Source organism: Pseudomonas sp. HMWF032, assembly GCF_003060885.1.
In the GTDB taxonomy this organism is placed as follows: domain Bacteria; phylum Pseudomonadota; class Gammaproteobacteria; order Pseudomonadales; family Pseudomonadaceae; genus Aquipseudomonas.
This window is the reverse complement of record NZ_QAIG01000005.1, coordinates 1,361,110-1,378,353: the sequence shown is the minus strand read 5'-3', so window position 1 is coordinate 1,378,353 and position 17,244 is coordinate 1,361,110. Positions and strand designations below refer to the sequence as shown.

Genomic DNA, 17,244 nt, shown 5'->3' with positions numbered 1-17,244 from the left:
CGAGTATGCCTTAAACCGCCTGGCATGCCGTGATCGAGCGCGCTGAAAATGCCATAAAAAAGGCGCACAGGCTTGTGCCTGTACGCCTCTGGCGGCTGGCTGCGCTTAGACGAAGCAGAGCGTCAGTGGTTCAGCGATATAGGCCGGTTTTTCCGAACCTTCGATTTCCAGTACAACCTTGGCCTTGAGTAGCCATTGTCCGGGGTTCTTCTCGGTGGCGTCGGTCAACGTGACCACCAGGCGGACTTTTGAGTTGACCTTGACCGGCTGGATAAAACGCACGCTGTCCAGGCCATAGTTGACGGCCATTTTCAGCCCTTTGGGCATGATCATGATGCCTTCCATCAACTTGGGCACCAGCGACAGCGAGAGGAAACCATGGGCGATGGTGGTGCCAAACGGGGTGAGCTTGGCTTTTTCCGGGTCGACGTGGATGAACTGGTGATCGCCGGTGCACTCGGCGAACTGGTTGATGCGCTCTTGATCGATGGTCAGCCATTCGGAACGGCCGAGTTCCTTACCAATGTAGCTGGGCAATTCGGTGGCGGGTACTGATGTCATGGGTTCTCCTTGAAGACGCAGTGTTGTTTTTTTTCGGGCGTAAATCCTTCTGCCCTAAGATCAACATGGGTTTGCCGCAGGGTCAAGTGTCGGGTGCATGCGCGTCGAGGCTGCTGGTCAATTCGCAGCAACCGCTGTAAGCCGGCTGTTTGCGGGTGCTTCTGCTTATAATGCGCAGCACTGTGCCTGGGATCATACGATTCGGAGATTATCCATCATGCTGTTACGCGGTCTTTCCTGGCTGGTGCTGTGCCAGTTGCTCGGCACCGCGTTGAATGTCCTGCTGATTCCAATCCTGCCGGGGCCGATCATCGGCATGTTGCTGCTGTTCAGCTTTCTGCTGCTGCGCGGCGAGGTGGGTGAGTCGTTGCATCTGGCCTCCACCAGCCTGCTGAAATACCTGCCGCTGCTGCTGGTGCCGCCAGCGGTGGGCGTCATGGCCTATGCCGAGGATATTTTTGCCGACTTCTGGGCGATTGCCGGTGCGCTGTTGCTGTCGCTGTTGATCTCGATCGTCTTCGCTGGCTGGTTGATGCAAAAGCTGATCGACCGTCAGCAGCGCCGGGAGGATGTATGACTCTGGAATGGCACGCCGCCTGGCAAGCGCTGATCCATCATCCCTTATTTGGTGTGGGCATTACTCTGGGGGCTTATCAACTGGCGATTGCCGCTTATGAGAAAACCCGTTGGGTGTTCCTGCAACCCGTGCTGCTGTCGATGCTCACGGTGATTGGCATCCTCTTGGCCTGCGGCCTGACCTTCGCCGAATACAAGGACAGTGCGACGGCGCTGACGCTGTTCCTCGGGCCGACCACGGTGGCGCTGGCGGTGCCGCTGTTCCTCAACCTGCGGCGCATCCGTCAATTATTCTGGCCCACCCTGATCACCTTGCTGGTGGCCGGCGTGGTGGCCACGGTATTGGGCATCTCCCTGGCCTGGGCCTTCGGTGCCGAGCAGATCATGCTGATGAGCATGGCGCCCAAATCGGTGACCTCACCGATTGCCATGCTGGTGGCCAATCAGATTGGCGGGATTGCCGCGCTGGCGGCGGTGTTTGTGATGATCACCGGGATCATCGGCGCCATCTGCGGCCCGGCGCTGCTCAAACGGTTTGGTGTGCATCATCCCGCCGCACTGGGCATGGCCTTGGGCCTGACCGCGCACGCGGTCGGCACCGCGCGGGCGCTGCAGGAGGGCGAGGAGTGCGGCGCGTTCTCTGCCCTGGCGATGAGCCTGATGGGGGTATTTACCGCCGTGCTGTTGCCATTGGCCATCCTGCTCTGGCTCTGAGGAATTGACCGTGACCCTGCCATTGTTTCCGCTCAATACCGTGCTGTTTCCTGGCTGCATGCTCGATTTACAGATATTCGAGGCGCGCTACCTGGATATGATCAGTCGCAGCATGAAGCAGGGCCAGGGTTTTGGAGTGGTCAGCCTGATTGACGGTGCAGAGGTTGGCAAAGCCGCCGGGCTGTTTGCGGCGATAGGCTGTGAGGCACTGATTCGTGATTTTGAACAGCGGCCCAATGGCTTGTTGGGCATTCGTGTGGAAGGTGGGCGGCGCTTTCGGGTGCAGCGCGCGCAGGTGTTGCCTGATCAGTTGACCCTGGGCGAGGTTGAGTGGCTGGAAGATGGCGTCGAGCAGCCCTTGCGCGCCGAACATGCTGACCTTGCTGCGCTGCTGGGCGCACTGAGTGCCCATCCGATGGTCGCTGCGTTGGGTATGCCGAGTGAACCGGCAGGCCAGGAGGCGCTGGCCAATCAGTTGGCTTACCTGTTGCCACTGGACAATCAGCAAAAGCTGCAACTGCTCGACATGCCCGGTGCCGAGCAGCGCCTGGAGCGGTTGCAGCAGTTGCTGGAGTTGCTGCAGGGCGGTTCTCAGTAGCGGTACAGCAGCAGCCCCGCTGACAGCTGCCAGGTGGTGATGCCGCCGAGCAGGGCGATAATCGTCGGCAGCAACAACCACCAGATTTTCGCCGGTAGGGCTGGCAGCGACGTACGCCATTGCACCAATGCCAGGCTCAGGGCGCAGAAACAGCCCGCCAGCATGGCGCCGGCGATGATGTCGCTGGGCCAGTGCACACCCAGGTATATCCGGGAAACGGCAATTGCGGCTGCCGGCAAGCTGGCCAGCAGCAGCCACGTCAGGCGCATGCGCGGCGGTTGACCGCGACCGGCGAGCATGCCGAGTAGCAGGAAGAACGCAAACGCCGCCGAACTGTGTCCGCTAGGGAAACTGAAGCTGCCCAGTGGCTCCAGCAGCACATCGGGTCGGCTGCGGGCGAACAGGGCTTTCAGTGCACCATTGGCCAGGGCCGTACCGAGTGTGGCGCCGACGGCCAGGCACAGGCTGCGCCACTGCCGGGTAACCAGCAGAATCAGGCACAGCAGAGCGGCGGCGGCCACCTGGGTGTGCATGTCGCCGAGGCGGGTGATCAGCACCATCAGCCGGTCCAGCTCGCTGCTGCGCTGTTCCTGCACCAGGGCCAGCAGGCCCTGATCAAAGTGGCTGAGCAGCGGCCAGCTGAGCATCATGCTGACCAGCAGCACCAGGCAGGCGCCGGCCGCCAGCAGGCTGGCGTGGCGTTGCCCGCGCATGCTGCCTTGAATACTCAGGCCGACCACGATGGCCACGCCTGCCGCTACGGCGCCGGCCTGCGGCCAGAATCCCTCCGGCAGCGGCAGGCGCAAGGCGGCACCGGTGGCCCAGCCCGGCAGCATATAGGCAATGGCCCAGCCGGCAGCGGCCAGCAGGCTGACGGCGATAAAACGCGGGAGCGGCATGTTCAGCATGCCGGCGACCATCGGCAGCATTGGCCGCAGAGGGCCGATATAACGGCCGACCAGCAGGCTGGCGACGCCATAGCGTTGGAAGTAGCTCTCTGCCGCGCTCAGCCACTGCGGGTGGCTGCGCAGCAGCGGCAGGCGGCGAATGTCCTGATGAAAGTAGCGGCCGATGCCATAAGACAAGGCATCGCCGAACAGGCCGCCCAGGTAGGCCAGCAGCAGTGTTTCCCACAGCGACAAGGCACCGTTACCGGCCAGAACCGCCACGGCAAACATGATAATGGTGCCTGGCACAATGATGCCGGCGATTGCCAGGCACTCGACGCAGGCAATCAAGAAGATCGCCAGGCCTAGCCATTCAGGGTTGGCGCTCAGCCACAGGGTCAAGCTGTCGAGCCACTGACTCATCGGTGATCATCCTCAGGGTTAATTAAATGGAAGTCGCGGCCGGCCAACTGGCCGCGGCGCAATGGGTTGCGGGTGCAGTAGCGGGCAAAGGCAGCGTCGGCAAAACGGTACGGCAGTTGCTCGTCACGCCCGTGGGGGATGCCCAGGCGGGTGCATTGCACGATCTGCTGCGGGCGTTCACCGAGGTCTTCGACAAACAGGTGCTGCTCATCGAAGGGCCGTGCATCCCAGTCCGGTACTTTCAGGCCCAGGGCCTTGCACAGCAGGGTTTGGCCATTGCACAGACTGCCTGGGGCACGGGGGCGGCCTTGTGCGTCCGGGTTATTACGCAGCATCTGCGTCAGAGCGTCGGCGCCGCTGCGCACATCCTGCCAGGGATAGGCTGATTTGATCAGCACTGCATTGCCCGGGCCCTGGGCGCTGAAGTTCAGCGAGTCGCCGCCGCGGGCGTAATACATATAGATGTGTCCGCCATCCATAAACAGCGCGCGGCGTTTGTGGGTACAGCCAAGCGAGGCATGGCTGCCTTTCTCGCTCAGGTAATAGGCTTCGGTTTCGATGATGCGTGCGCTCAGCCAGTGTTCGCCATGCCGATGGCGAATAACCTTGCCCAGCAGGTCGCGGGCCAGTCGGCATGCGTCACGGTCGAAGAAATCGGCCGGCAGAGCGCGTCCCTGGGGCCAGGGCAAACTAAGGTTGGGATCGGCAGGCATACAGTGTTGTGCTTACTCGGCAGGGCATAGGCTGGGCTGTGGCCGGTTCAGGCGTTCAGTCGAGCGCCGTTGAAGGTCCCGTGATCATAACAATAAGAGTCTGAATCATGCCTGAACGTGCCCGAGCCAGCAGTGCCCATATCAGCCCCAGTGCCCACTACACCGGTTATGTCTGGTATCGCCATCAGTTGGCGGATGTAGCCTTTGTTACCGGTTTCGGGCGTTTCGTGCATGGTCTGCTCAGCCCGATCACCTGGGGGGCACGGGTCGGATTCGGTCTGGATATCGAGCAGTTCCTGTTGCAGCGCCATCTGCAGATTGATGCTCAGCTGACTGCGGCCATTGAGCAGGGCGGCGTATGCCAGGTGGTGGAAATTGCCTGCGGTCTGTCACCGCGTGGTCGTCGCTTTACCTCGCGATACTCGCACCTGCGATATGTCGAGGCTGATCTGCCGGTGATGGCCGCGCGTAAGCGTCTGTTGCTGAATGCCGAGGGTTGGCTGGGTAACCAGCATCAGGTGCGTGCAGTGGATATCCTTGCCGAGGACGGCAGTAAAAGCCTGGCGGCACTGTTCGCCGAGTTGGATCACAGCAAGCCAGTGGTGGTGATTACCGAGGGGTTGGTGAATTATTTCGAGTTGGCACTGATCGAATCGTTCTGGACGCGTTTGGCTGACCTGTTGCGCGAGTTTCCTCAGGCCACCTATCTCACCGAGCTTTATCCTGATCTGCGCGAGCACCCGCGTTACCGTCAGCTGCGCTGGGGTGTTGGTCTGATTGGGCGGCTGACCCGTGGTAACTACCCGCTGCATTACCGCAATGACCAGGCGATTGTGCAGGGCTTCCAGCGCTGCGGCTTCAGTCAGGTCGAGGTCTTTGATCCGAGCCGCACAGCCCAGGCGCTCGGCCTGGCTGTCTCGCGTAATGCCGGTCTGGTCCGGGTGATCGAGGCGCGTGTCTAGCGGTACGTGGGTATCTCATGAGACGGCGCGCGCCTGCTTTACCCGTCTCGCCGGCACTCAGTTGGTTCGGCGTGGTGTTAAGCGCAGGCCGCAGTGGGGAGTGGCTGCTGTAGCTGGAATTGGCTTTCCAGTGCCTGGCTGGCGTGCTGATCGCTATGCGGGAAGACGAAGGCCAAGCCGTTTGCATCTTGACGCAGGGGAAGCAGGGGTTGTGCTGGCAGGTCCTTGCACAGCAGTTGCCAGCCGCGCGTGCCACGAATGGTGGGCAGGTCGGCTTGCAACAGTCCACCGAAGAAACCCAGTTCGCTGACTTCCACTGTCCATTCCCCACCATCACGATGTTGCAGGCGAGCGTGGCGGTGGTTGGGTGGTTGGCGCGGCTCAAAGCGTTTTTCCAGCTGCAGCAGATGCGGGTGGGGCAGCAAGCTGCTGCCCAGGCTGCGCTGCGGCAGGGTTTCGCCGCGCAGGAAGGGGTTGTACAGGCTGGCGCAGGCTTCGCGTTGCTCGAACTGGGCGAGATGGTCAGCGTTGTGGATCAGTGCGCAACTGGCTTGGGCGCAGGCGGCGGCGAAGTGGGCATGCTCCCAGGGCTGGGTGAAATGGTCGTGTTCGCCGGCCAGCACCAGGGTGGGGCAGCAGGGGTGCTGATTAAAGCCCTGAAAGTCCAGCAGGCGCTGACTGTTCTGCCGGTAGCGCTCGACATCGGCGGCGGACAGGCGCTGAATTTGCCGCAGCAGGGCTTTGCGGAATACCGGAGCAACGCCGGTCTGCTCCAGGCGCAAAGGGTTGAGCAGGCCGGTCAGGGCGCCGTAAGCAAAGGCGTCGTTGCGGCCATCGGCCAGCAATGCCAGGCCTTCCTGCAGCAGCAGGCGCGCACCGGGGCGGCCAAAGGCAGTGATTCCGGCCAGTAGCACGCGGGCGCAGCGGGTTGGGTGTCGGGCAGCAAACAGAGCGGCCAGAGCGGATCCGTAGGAGAGGCCGATGGGCATTAGCGGTGGCAGATTGAGCTCTTCGGCAAAGTCGGCGATCAGGTCGGCCAGTTGCTCCAGCGTGAGTTGCGGCACCAATTGCAGGTTGCCGCCCTGGCTGGGCAGGTCAAGCAGGATCACCGGATGCTGTTCGAGCAGTTCGCTGACTTCGGCGGCAAACGAGCGAAAACTCTGGAATGCGCCGCCCAGCATCAGCACCGGTGGGCGTAGGTCTTGGCTGTGCTGGGCGTAGGCCTGGTAGTGCAGGCGCAGCTCGCCCAGGTCCAGCGTCTGCGGGGGTTCGTTGAGTTGTGCAGCGCAATAGTCGGTACGGTAATGCATGCTGATCCCACCCCGGCGGTCAACCGCCTGTTTTCCTTTCAATTGCACGGTAAACATTTGGGCGGTTTTTGTTTACCTAACCTTCGGGCGGCAAAGCGGGGGAGGTGTCACTGTTTCTCGGGGTGGCCGGCCGCTCGGGGCCTGGCGGCGTTACCGCCAGTGGTGGCGAACGCGGTGTTTACCGTCCGCCGCACAGTGCTGGGCGTGAAGCGGCGCGCCCGTTATACTCAGCGACTTTTTTCAACCGCCAGACCTGCCAAGATCATGACTGAGTCCGTGCTTGATTATATGACCCGCCTGGGACAGGCCGCCCGCAGTGCTTCGCGTGTGCTCGCGCGGGCCAGCACCGCGCAGAAGAACCGTGCCCTGCAGGCCGCCGCTGCAGCGTTGGATGCAGGCCGCGACGAACTGATTGTCGCCAATGAACTGGACCTGGCCGCTGCCCGCGCCAATGGTCTTGAACCGGCTATGGTTGACCGTCTGGCGCTGACGCCTGCGGTGATCGATTCGATGATTGAAGGCCTGCGTCAGGTCGCCACGCTGCCGGACCCGATTGGCGAGATCCGTGACATGCGTTACCTGCCGTCGGGTATCCAGGTCGGCAAGATGCGCGTGCCGCTCGGTGTGATTGGCATTATTTATGAGTCACGGCCGAACGTGACCATCGACGCCGCCAGCCTGTGCCTGAAATCCGGTAACGCGACCATTTTGCGGGGTGGCTCCGAGGCGATTCATTCCAACCAGGCCATTGCCCGCTGCATTCAGCAGGGGCTGGCAGAGGCCGGCCTGCCGGCCAGCGCCGTGCAGGTGGTGGAAACCACTGATCGCGCCGCTGTTGGTGCGCTGATCAGCATGCCGGAATTTGTCGATGTAATCGTGCCGCGTGGCGGCAAGGGTTTGATCGAGCGCATCAGCCGTGACGCCAAGGTGCCGGTGATCAAACACCTGGACGGTGTGTGTCACGTGTACATCGACATGGCGGCCGATTTGGACAAGGCCATTCGCGTCGCCGATAACGCCAAAACCCAGCGCTACTCGCCGTGCAACGCCATGGAAACCTTGCTGGTGCATGCCGCCGTGGCGGACAAGGTGCTGCCGCCGCTGGCGGCGATCTACCGCGACAAAGGTGTTGAGCTGCGTGGCGATGCCGCGACCCGTGCGCTGCTCGGCAGCGACGTATTGGAAGCCAGTGAAGATGACTGGTACGCCGAGTACAACGCGCCGATCCTGGCTATCCGTATCGTTGAGTCGCTGGATGCCGCCATCGAGCACATCAACCATTACGGTTCCAAGCACACAGACGCGATTCTCACTGAGAACTTCACGGATGCGCGGCGTTTCCTGACCGAGGTGGATTCCGCCTCGGTGATGGTCAATGCCTCGACCCGTTTCGCCGATGGCTTCGAGTACGGCCTGGGCGCGGAGATCGGTATTTCCACTGACAAGCTGCATGCCCGTGGTCCGGTGGGTCTGGAAGGCCTGACCAGTGAGAAGTATGTGGTGTTCGGCGACGGACACATCCGCACCTGATGGCCCAGAATCCTGGCGCCCGACGTACCGACGCCCGACGCATCGGCCTGCTTGGTGGCACCTTTAATCCGGTGCACATCGGCCATCTGCGCAGTGCCGTGGAAGTCGCCGAGGCGCTGCAGCTTGATGAGTTGCGTCTGATCCCCAGTGCACGGCCGCCGCATCGCAGTGCGCCAGAGGTCAGTGCCGAGGATCGCCTGGCCATGGTGCGGCTGGCGGTGACGGATGCTGATGTGCTGCGGGTGGATGATCGCGAGCTGCAACGCGACAAACCGTCCTACAGTATCGACACGCTGGAGTCGTTGCGCTGCGAGTTGGCGGTACATGACCAGCTGTTTCTGCTGTTGGGCTGGGATGCCTTTTGCGGCTTGCCCAGCTGGCAGCGTTGGGATGAGTTATTGCGGCACTGTCATATTCTGGTGCTGCAGCGCCCGGATGCCGACAGCGAAGCGCCCGAGGCGCTGCGCGATTTGCTGGCGGCACGCAGTGTGAGTGACCCTTCTGCCCTGAATGGGCCGAGTGGGCAAATTGCTTTTATCTGGCAGACACCCCTGGCGGTGTCGGCTACCCAGATCCGCGCGCTACTGGCGAGCGGGAAGTCGGCACGCTTTCTGGTGCCTGACACGGTACTGGCCTATATCCATGCCCACGGACTGTACCGTGGTGCGAATTGAACACGAGGCAAACGGGTTACTTATGACAAACGCAAAAATGCAGAGCGAAGCGCTGGTTAAACTGGCCACCGCCGCTCTGGAAGAAATCAAGGCGCAAGACATCACCGTAATCGATGTGCGTGGCAAAACCAGCATCACTGACTTCATGCTGATCGCCAGCGGCACCTCCAGCCGTCACGTTAAATCGCTGGTCGATAACGTGCTGGAAAAGGCCAAAGAGCAGGGCGTGCGCCCGCTGGGCAGCGAAGGTCTGGACAGTGGCGAGTGGGCACTGCTCGACCTCGGCGACATCGTGGTGCACGTGATGCTGCCAACGGCCCGTCAGTTCTACGACCTTGAGCGTCTGTGGCAGGGGGCTGAGCAAAGCCGTGCGCAGTTCAGCGCAGAGCCAGGTTCTGAGCAGCAATAAGGACGTTTCGCTGTGCGCATCAAGCTGATTGCCGTGGGTTCACGCATGCCGCGCTGGGTTGAGGACGGTTGGCAGGAATATGCCAAGCGAATGCCCAGCGAGCTGTCGCTGGAATTGGTGGAGATTCCGCTGACCACCCGCGGCAAGAATGCCGACGTGGCGCGCATGATCCGCCAGGAAGGTGAGGCCATGCTGAGCAAGGTGCAGCCGGGGGAACGCATCGTCACCCTGGAAGTCGAAGGGCGACCTTGGAGCACCGAGCAGTTGGCTGTTGAACTGGACAAATGGCGTTTGGATGCCCGCACCGTCAACCTCATGGTCGGCGGCCCGGAAGGACTGGCGCCTGAGGTGCAGGCACGCAGTGAACAGCGCTGGTCGTTGTCGCCACTGACCCTGCCGCATCCCTTGGTGCGGATTCTGATCGGCGAACAGATGTATCGTGCCTGGACGGTGTTGTCCGGCCACCCTTACCACAAATAATCAGCAGCCACCGATGCCGCAACCAATTCGCCTCAAAGACCACGAAAAAGACAGTCGTCTGATCCGCAAACGCGCGGTGGTGGGGGGCGTGGTGGTGTTGCTGCTGACCTTGGTGTTGCTCGTGCGCCTGTACTACCTGCAGGTGGTTCAGTACGAATACCACACCACCCTGGCGGAAAATAATCGCATCCATGTACAGCCGATTCCGCCCAGTCGTGGGCTGATCTTCGATCGCAATGGCGTGATCATTGCGGATAACCGACCAAGTTTCAGCTTGACCCTGACCCGCGAACGCGCTGGCGATTGGCCGCAGGTACTCGACGTGATTGTCGAAGTGCTAAAGCTTGGGCCGGATGAGCGGGCGCTGTTTGAGCGCCGGGTGCGTCAGGGGCGAAGGCCATTCGAGCCGGTGCCGGTGTTGTTCGAGTTGAGCGAGGAGCAGATCGCTCTCATCGCCATCAACCAGTTCCGCCTCCCGGGGGTTGAGGTCTCTGCGCAGCTGGTTCGGCATTATCCGTTGGGCAAGCACTTCGCACACTCGGTGGGCTATGTCGGGCGGATCAACGAGAAAGAGCTTAAAGAGCTGGACCCGGTGGCCTACAGCGGTACGCACCACATCGGCAAAACCGGCATTGAGCGCTTCTATGAAGACGAGTTGCACGGTGATGTGGGTTATGAAGAGGTCGAGACTAACGCCCGTGGCCGCGTATTACGGGTGCTTAAACGGACTGACCCGACGCCAGGCAAGGATATTGTGCTGAGCCTTGATGTGCGTCTGCAGGAAGCGGCGGAAGCGGCCCTGGCCGGTCGCCGTGGTGCGATAGTGGCAATACAGCCGCAAACCGGCGAAGTGCTGGCGATGGTCAGTCAGCCGAGTTTCGACCCCAATCCGTTTGTTACCGGTATCGGCTTCAAGGCCTATGCCGAGTTGCGCGACTCGATCGACCGCCCGCTCTACAACCGGGTGTTGCGTGGTCTTTATCCGCCGGGCTCAACGATCAAACCAATGGTTGCAGTGGCGGGTTTGGACGCCGGTGTGGTGACACCGCAGACCCGAGTCTTAGATCCTGGGTTCTATCAGTTGCAGGGCCATAGTCACAAATACCGCAACTGGAACCGCACCGGCGATGGTTGGGTGGACATGGATCTGGCCATCGCCCGCTCCAATGACACCTATTTCTACTCACTGGCACACAAGATGGGCATTGATCGCATGTACGACTACATGACCCGTTTCGGTCTGGGTCAGCGTGTGTCGCTGGATATGTTCGAAGAAACTCCGGGGTTGATGCCGTCGCGAGACTGGAAGCGGGCGCGCTATCGTCAGGCCTGGTATCCCGGGGAAACGCTGATCCTCGGTATCGGTCAGGGCTATATGCAGACCACCCCCCTGCAGCTGGCTCAGGCCGTTTCGCTGATGGCCACTCGGGGTAAGTGGATTCGCCCACATCTGGCCAAGACTATCCAGGGACAGCCGCCGGTTGACCCCGATCCCGTGCCTGACATTGTGTTGCGTGACCTCAAGTTCTGGGACAACGGTCGTCATGGCATGGAGCAGGTGATGCACGGCCCGCGCGGTACCGCGCGCAAGGTGGGCGATACGTCGCTGTACCGGATTGCCGGCAAGAGCGGTACTGCTCAGGTGGTGGCCATCAAGCAGGGTGAGAAATACGACCGCAGCAAAGTGGCTGAACGCCATCGCGATCATGCCTTGTTCGTCGCCTTCGCGCCGGCAGACAACCCTCAGATTGCGGTGTCCGTGATGGTGGAGAATGGCGAGTCTGGCTCAGGGGTTGCTGCACCGGTGGTCAAACAAGTGATGGATGCCTGGTTGCTCGATGAGAAAGGCCAGCTGAAGGCCGAATTTGCTCCGCCAGTGGCGGCTGAGGTCGTGGCACCATGAGCAATAATTTTGACCGTAACCTGTCCACCGAAGATCTGCTGCGTCGCCGTGCAACCTTGCTGCAGCGCCTGCATATCGATGGGATATTGCTGCTGCTGTTGTTGATCCTGGCAACCGGCAGCCTGTTCATTCTGTACTCGGCCAGTGGCAAGAACGTTGATCTGCTGATGAAGCAGGCCAGCTCCTTTGGCATCGGCCTGGTCGGCATGCTGATCATCGCCCAGTTCGAACCGCGCTTCATGGAGCGTTGGGTGCCGCTGGCCTATGTGGGGGGCGTGGCGCTGCTGGTTGTAGTGGATGTTATGGGGCATAACGCCATGGGTGCCACACGCTGGATCAATATCCCCGGGGTGATCCGTTTTCAGCCCTCGGAGTTCATGAAAATCATCATGCCGGCGACGATTGCCTGGTACCTGTCAAACCGCAGTCTGCCGCCGCGGTTTAAGCATATCTGCATCAGTCTGGCGATGATCATCATGCCTTTCGTGCTGATCCTGATACAGCCTGATTTGGGCACTTCGCTGCTAATTCTCGCCTCTGGCGGCTTCGTGTTGTTTATCGCCGGTCTGCAATGGCGCTGGGTGATTGGTGCCGTGGCCGCCGTGGTGCCGATCGCTATCGGCATGTGGTTCTTTGTCATGCACCAGTACCAGAAGCAGCGCGTGTTGACCTTCCTCAACCCTGAAAGCGATCCGCTGGGCAGCGGCTGGAACATCATCCAATCCAAGGCCGCCATTGGCTCCGGCGGTGTGCTGGGCAAGGGCTGGTTGCAGGGTACTCAGTCGCACCTGGACTTTCTCCCGGAGAGCCACACCGACTTCATCATTGCGGTACTGGCCGAGGAGTTCGGCCTGGTTGGCGTGTGTTTGTTACTGCTGGTGTACTTGCTGTTGATCGCGCGCGGTCTGGTGATTACCGTGCAAGCGCAGACGCTGTTCGGTAAGCTGCTCGCCGGCGCGCTGACCATGACTTTCTTTGTTTATGTTTTCGTCAATATCGGGATGGTCAGCGGCTTGTTGCCGGTGGTGGGGGTGCCGTTGCCCTTCATCAGCTATGGCGGTACCTCGCTTATTACCTTGCTCTCCGGCTTCGGAATTTTGATGTCGATCCACACCCATCGGAAGTGGATGACTCAGGCTTGATTGGGATTATGAGTGCAATGCAGAACGTGTTTGGCATGATGAAATGGGTAACACCCTGGTTGGCGCTGGCTGGCGCCTGTGCACTGGTACCGGTGGCTGTGGCCGATGACTACCGGCAATCACCGCAGGTGGCTGAGTTCGTCGCAGAGATGACACGTGACTATGGTTTTGCTGGTGAACAACTGATCGAACTGTTTGCCCAGGTTGAGCGCAAACAGGCCATTCTTGATGCCATTTCGCGTCCGGCAGAAAAGGCCAAGCCGTGGAAGGACTATCGGCCAATTTTCATCACGGACAAGCGCATCAGTCAGGGCGTCGCATTCTGGAAGCAGCACGAAGCGACGCTGGCTCGCGCCGAAGCTGAATATGGCGTGCCGCCACAGGTGATCGTGGCGATTATTGGCGTGGAAACCTTTTATGGCGGTAATACCGGCAGCTGGCGCGTGATGGATGCCCTGTCGACCCTGGCTTTTGACTACCCGCCGCGTGCACCGTTCTTTCGCAAGGAGCTGCGCGAATTTCTGCTATTGACCCGCGAAGAACAGGTCGAGCCGCTGAGCATGACCGGCTCCTATGCCGGTGCCATGGGATTGCCGCAGTTCATGCCGAGCAGTTTTCGTGCATATGCCGTGGATTTCGATGGTGATGGCCATATCAACATCTGGAATAACCCGGTCGATGCCATTGGCAGTGTGGCCAGCTACTTCAAGCGGCACGGCTGGCAGCCAGGGCAACTTGTGGCCAGCGCCGCCAACCTCAAGGGGGCGCAAGCTGAGCAAGGCCTGACTGTGGGCCTGGACCCGGTGAAGAATGTCGGTGAGCTGCGTAAGTTGGGCTGGACCAGTGCCGAGCCGCTGGCTGACGATTTGCCGGTAACTGCCTTCCGTCTGGAAGGTACTGATGGCGCCGAGTACTGGATCGGCCTGCCTAACTTCTTTGTCATCACCCGCTACAATCGCAGTGTGATGTATGCCATGGCAGTCAATCAGCTGGCCGAGGCGCTGGTCGATACACGGGGTGTGAAGTGATGTTGCGTTTGCCTTTCAAGTTGGCCCTGTGTGGCGGTCTGGCGTTGGCGCTGGCCAGTTGTTCGTCCAGTCGTGCGCCTCAGCCGGTTGCGCCCATTCAACCGGGTGGCGCGATTTCCGGACCGGGTGATTTCAATCGTCCACACAAGGATGGCGCCCCTTGGTGGGATGTCGATGTGTCGCGGATTCCTGATGCGGTGCCCATGCCGCACTACGGCCCGGTCAAGGCCAGCCCCTACACCGTATTCGGCAAGCAGTACTACCCGATCCCCGATGCGCGTCGTTATCAGGCGGTGGGGCCGGCATCCTGGTATGGCACCAAGTTCCACGGTCAGGCCACTGCCAATGGTGAAACCTACGACCTGTATGGCATGACCGCCGCACACAAAACCCTGCCGCTGCCGAGTTATGTGCGTGTAACCAATCTGGAAAACGGCAAGACCGCCATCCTGCGCGTCAACGACCGCGGCCCGTTCTATTCCGACCGAATTATCGACCTGTCCTTCGCCGCCGCGAAGAAGCTCGGCTATGCCGAAAGCGGAACTGCGCGGGTCAAGGTCGAAGGTATTGATCCGCATGAGTGGTGGGCTCAGCAGGGCCGTCCGGTACCGATGGTGTTGGCTGCTCCGCAACAGGTGGCCCAGGCCCAGCCGGTTGCACAGCCTGTCGCGCAGCCGCTTGAGCAGTATTCACCCCCCCCGCAGCAACATGCCGCCGCGGTGCTCCCCGTGCAGATTGACGCAAAAAAAAACGCTTCAGTCGGAGCCTCTGGCCTGTTTCTCCAAGTGGCCGCCTTCGCCAATCCGGACGCTGCGGAGCTACTCAGAGCCAAGTTGAGCGAGACAGTGGCTGCGCCAGTGTTCGTCAGCTCAGTGGTGCGCAACCAGCAGATTTTGCACCGCGTGCGTCTGGGCCCCGTGAGCAGCCAGAGCGAAGCTGAACAGTTGCAGGACAGTGTGCGCCTGGCCAATCTTGGCGAGCCAACCCTGGTCAAGGCTGAGTGACGCGGCACTTATTGTCTCTTCATGGGACTAAGCAAGATCCCCGGTGCACGAGCGCCTAGCCGGGGCAGCAATGATTAGGCCTTCGGGCAGTTTTACCATCAGCAATCTAGAGAGACGGATGAATATCACCAGCTTTGCGCAACGCGTTTTCCTGTCACTTTTTCTGCTCAGCGCATCGACTGCCTGGGCCAATCAGCAAGTGATTCCAACGGCACCCCAGCTTGCCGCCAAGTCCTATGTGCTGCTGGATGCTGCCAGTGGCAAGGTTCTGGTCGAGAACAACGGCGACCAGCGCTTGCCGCCGGCCAGCCTGACCAAGTTGATGACGGCTTACATCGCGACGCTGGAAATCCGCAAGGGCAAGATCGGCGAGCAGGACCTGGTGCCAATCAGCGAGCACGCCTGGCGTACCGGTGGTGCCGCCTCCGGTGGTTCGACCATGTTCCTGCCGCTGAACAGCCAGGTGACCGTTGATGATCTGCTGCACGGCGTGATCATCCAGTCTGGCAACGACGCCAGTATTGCCCTGGCCGAGTACATCGCTGGCAGCGAAGATGCTTTCGCCGACATGATGAATGAAGCCGCTGCGCGTCTGGGCATGAGTAACAGCCACTTCATGAATGCCACGGGTCTGCCGCATCCTGAGCATTACTCCAGTGCTCATGACATGGCTATTCTGGCTCGCGCGATCATCAATGAAGATCAGGAACACTACGCAATTTATGCGCAGAAGGAGTTCCTCTGGAACAACATCAAACAGGGCAATCGCAACCTGCTCTTGTGGCGTGACAAGACCGTTGATGGCCTGAAAACCGGCCACACCGAAGAAGCCGGTTATTGCCTGGTGGCCTCTGCTGTGCGGGATGGCGCAAGGATGATCACTTCGGTGTTTGGCACCGTCAGCGAGTCGGCGCGTGCGGCGGAAACCCAGAAGCTGCTGACCTATGGTTTCCGCTTCTTCGAAACCCGCACCTTCTACAAGAAAGGCCAGGAGCTGGCCCAGGCCCAGGTCTGGAAAGGCACTGTGCGTCAGGTCAAGGCTGGTCTGGCGACTGATCTGAGCCTCACGCTGCCGAAAGGCCAGCTGGATAAGCTGCAGGCCGGCATGACGCTCAATCCGAAGCTTACGGCGCCCATTGCTCAGGGTGATGTGATCGGTAAGGTTGAAGTTAAGCTGGGTGAGGAGGTGGTACACAGCGCCGACCTGATCGCCCTTGAGGCCGTTGAGGAAGGTAGTTTCTTCCGCCGCCTGTGGGATAGCATCAGCCTGTTCTTCTTCGGATTGTTCAACTGATAGCGTGACCAGCACGCCCTTGCCGACCCGCAGGGGCGTTGTTGCTGCCACGGCTTACGAGGCCGTTACTCCATGAATCAACCAGACGTCAAATCGCACAAAATCGAATTCCCCTGCGCGGACTATCCGATCAAGGTGGTCGGTGACAGTGGTGCCGATTACAAAAGCACGGTGATCGAGATCCTTAGCCAGCACGCCAAAGTCGATCTCAGCACCCTGGCCGAGCGCCAGAGCAGCAACGGCAAGTACACCACCGTACAGCTGCATATCGAAGCCACCAGCGAAGATCAGTTACGCGATATCAACAGCGCCCTACGCGCGACCGGTATCGTGCACATGGTTCTGTGATGGACCTACCGCTCGGCTTTCGTGAGCTGGGCCAGGTCGACTATCAGCCTACCTGGCATGCGATGCAGCGCTTTACCGACACCCGCGGCGCCGATACGCCGGACGAAATCTGGCTGCTCGAACACGCCCCGGTATTTACTCAGGGCCAGGCCGGCAAGGCCGAGCATGTGTTATTTCCGGGGGATATTCCGGTGGTGCAGGTTGATCGTGGTGGTCAGGTGACTTACCACGGTCCGGGCCAGCTGGTGGCTTACCTGCTGCTGGATGTGCGCCGGAGCGGCATTGGTGTGCGTGAGCTGGTGAGTCGCATCGAGCGCAGCCTCATTGACCTGCTCGCCAGCTATGGCGTCAGTGCCAATGCCAAGCCGGACGCGCCTGGCGTGTATGTGGATGGCGCGAAGATTGCCTCGCTCGGCCTGCGCATCCGTAACGGACGTTCCTTCCATGGTCTGGCGCTCAATGTGGATATGGATCTGCAGCCGTTCCAGCGCATCAACCCCTGTGGCTATGCCGGTATGGCCATGACGCAGTTGGTTGATCAGGTGCTGGGGGCGATCGATATTTCCGAGGTCAGCGCGCGGCTGCGTGAGCAACTGGTCAAGCACCTCGACTATGCGCAGCAGCAGAGCCTGGCGAACACAATCGACTGGTAAGCGGAGTAGGGTCGGCACACGAACGCCTGACCTCA

General features: G+C 60.7%; 19 protein-coding genes. 15 read left to right on the top strand and 4 right to left on the bottom strand.

The window, feature by feature from the left end; genetic code table 11:
• Positions 1 to 105: 105 nt before the first annotated feature.
• Positions 106 to 561, bottom strand: a complete 456-nt coding sequence (locus DBR00_RS09140; RefSeq protein ID WP_108489352.1) for a MaoC family dehydratase — start codon at positions 559 to 561, stop codon at positions 106 to 108.
• A gap of 217 nt (positions 562 to 778) precedes the next feature.
• Between DBR00_RS09140 and DBR00_RS09135 the strand changes: the two genes are divergently transcribed.
• From DBR00_RS09135 to DBR00_RS09125, 3 genes are read left to right on the top strand one after another with little or no spacing between them, the layout of a single operon-like run.
• Entirely contained in the window at positions 779 to 1,138 is a 360-nt protein-coding gene (locus DBR00_RS09135; RefSeq protein ID WP_108489353.1) for a CidA/LrgA family protein, read from the top strand.
• Between the two features lie 2 nt (positions 1,139 to 1,140).
• Positions 1,141 to 1,851, top strand: a complete 711-nt coding sequence (locus tag DBR00_RS09130) for an LrgB family protein (RefSeq protein ID WP_108489401.1) — start codon at positions 1,141 to 1,143, stop codon at positions 1,849 to 1,851.
• 10 nt (positions 1,852 to 1,861) lie between these two features.
• Positions 1,862 to 2,449 (top strand): LON peptidase substrate-binding domain-containing protein, encoded by a 588-nt coding sequence (locus DBR00_RS09125; RefSeq protein WP_108489354.1) that lies wholly within the window; start codon positions 1,862 to 1,864, stop codon positions 2,447 to 2,449.
• On the opposite strand, the gene DBR00_RS09120 is transcribed toward DBR00_RS09125, so the two are convergent.
• On the bottom strand, positions 2,443 to 3,759 hold the full coding sequence (locus DBR00_RS09120; RefSeq protein WP_108489355.1) for a bifunctional DedA family/phosphatase PAP2 family protein: 1,317 nt from the start codon (positions 3,757 to 3,759) through the stop codon (positions 2,443 to 2,445). The two genes, DBR00_RS09125 and DBR00_RS09120, sit on opposite strands and share 7 nt — an antisense overlap.
• A complete protein-coding gene (locus tag DBR00_RS09115; RefSeq protein WP_108489356.1) occupies positions 3,756 to 4,472 on the bottom strand; it encodes a DNA-3-methyladenine glycosylase in 717 nt (238 codons plus the stop codon). The genes DBR00_RS09120 and DBR00_RS09115 overlap by 4 nt, the downstream gene beginning before the upstream one ends.
• A 107-nt stretch (positions 4,473 to 4,579) precedes the next feature.
• On the opposite strand from DBR00_RS09115, the gene DBR00_RS09110 reads away from it, so the two are divergent.
• A complete protein-coding gene (locus tag DBR00_RS09110; protein ID WP_108489357.1) occupies positions 4,580 to 5,434 on the top strand; it encodes a class I SAM-dependent methyltransferase in 855 nt (284 codons plus the stop codon).
• Between the two features lie 77 nt (positions 5,435 to 5,511).
• Here DBR00_RS09110 and DBR00_RS09105 read toward each other — a convergent pair whose 3' ends face one another.
• Entirely contained in the window at positions 5,512 to 6,744 is a 1,233-nt protein-coding gene (locus DBR00_RS09105) for an alpha/beta fold hydrolase (RefSeq protein WP_108489358.1), read from the bottom strand.
• A 264-nt stretch (positions 6,745 to 7,008) separates the two neighbouring features.
• Between DBR00_RS09105 and DBR00_RS09100 the strand changes: the two genes are divergently transcribed.
• From DBR00_RS09100 to lipB, 11 genes are all read left to right on the top strand, one after another.
• Entirely contained in the window at positions 7,009 to 8,274 is a 1,266-nt protein-coding gene (locus DBR00_RS09100) for a glutamate-5-semialdehyde dehydrogenase (RefSeq protein WP_108489402.1), read from the top strand.
• Complete coding sequence (gene nadD / locus DBR00_RS09095) at positions 8,274 to 8,948, top strand: nicotinate-nucleotide adenylyltransferase (RefSeq protein ID WP_108489359.1); 675 nt, start codon at positions 8,274 to 8,276, stop codon at positions 8,946 to 8,948. Before DBR00_RS09100 ends, nadD begins: the two co-directional genes overlap by 1 nt.
• Positions 8,949 to 8,985: 37 nt before the next feature.
• Positions 8,986 to 9,357 carry a ribosome silencing factor gene (gene rsfS, locus DBR00_RS09090; RefSeq protein ID WP_108489360.1) on the top strand — a complete coding sequence of 124 codons (372 nt, stop codon included), beginning with the start codon at positions 8,986 to 8,988 and terminating at the stop codon, positions 9,355 to 9,357.
• 12 nt (positions 9,358 to 9,369) lie between these two features.
• Positions 9,370 to 9,837 (top strand): 23S rRNA (pseudouridine(1915)-N(3))-methyltransferase RlmH, encoded by a 468-nt coding sequence (rlmH, locus tag DBR00_RS09085; protein ID WP_108489361.1) that lies wholly within the window; start codon positions 9,370 to 9,372, stop codon positions 9,835 to 9,837.
• Between the two features lie 13 nt (positions 9,838 to 9,850).
• On the top strand, positions 9,851 to 11,740 hold the full coding sequence (gene mrdA, locus DBR00_RS09080; protein WP_108489362.1) for a penicillin-binding protein 2: 1,890 nt from the start codon (positions 9,851 to 9,853) through the stop codon (positions 11,738 to 11,740).
• A 38-nt stretch (positions 11,741 to 11,778) separates the two neighbouring features.
• A complete protein-coding gene (rodA, locus tag DBR00_RS09075) occupies positions 11,779 to 12,882 on the top strand; it encodes a rod shape-determining protein RodA (RefSeq protein ID WP_177479964.1) in 1,104 nt (367 codons plus the stop codon).
• 17 nt (positions 12,883 to 12,899) lie between these two features.
• Entirely contained in the window at positions 12,900 to 13,910 is a 1,011-nt protein-coding gene (gene mltB / locus DBR00_RS09070) for a lytic murein transglycosylase B (RefSeq protein WP_108489364.1), read from the top strand.
• Entirely contained in the window at positions 13,910 to 14,914 is a 1,005-nt protein-coding gene (locus DBR00_RS09065; RefSeq protein ID WP_108489365.1) for a septal ring lytic transglycosylase RlpA family protein, read from the top strand. The genes mltB and DBR00_RS09065 overlap by 1 nt, the downstream gene beginning before the upstream one ends.
• Before the next feature lie 118 nt (positions 14,915 to 15,032).
• Positions 15,033 to 16,208 carry a D-alanyl-D-alanine carboxypeptidase family protein gene (locus tag DBR00_RS09060; RefSeq protein WP_108489366.1) on the top strand — a complete coding sequence of 392 codons (1,176 nt, stop codon included), beginning with the start codon at positions 15,033 to 15,035 and terminating at the stop codon, positions 16,206 to 16,208.
• Positions 16,209 to 16,280: 72 nt separating this feature from the next.
• A complete protein-coding gene (locus DBR00_RS09055; protein ID WP_108489367.1) occupies positions 16,281 to 16,556 on the top strand; it encodes a DUF493 domain-containing protein in 276 nt (91 codons plus the stop codon).
• Complete coding sequence (lipB, locus tag DBR00_RS09050) at positions 16,556 to 17,209, top strand: lipoyl(octanoyl) transferase LipB (protein ID WP_108489368.1); 654 nt, start codon at positions 16,556 to 16,558, stop codon at positions 17,207 to 17,209. Before DBR00_RS09055 ends, lipB begins: the two co-directional genes overlap by 1 nt.
• Positions 17,210 to 17,244: the final 35 nt, after the last annotated feature.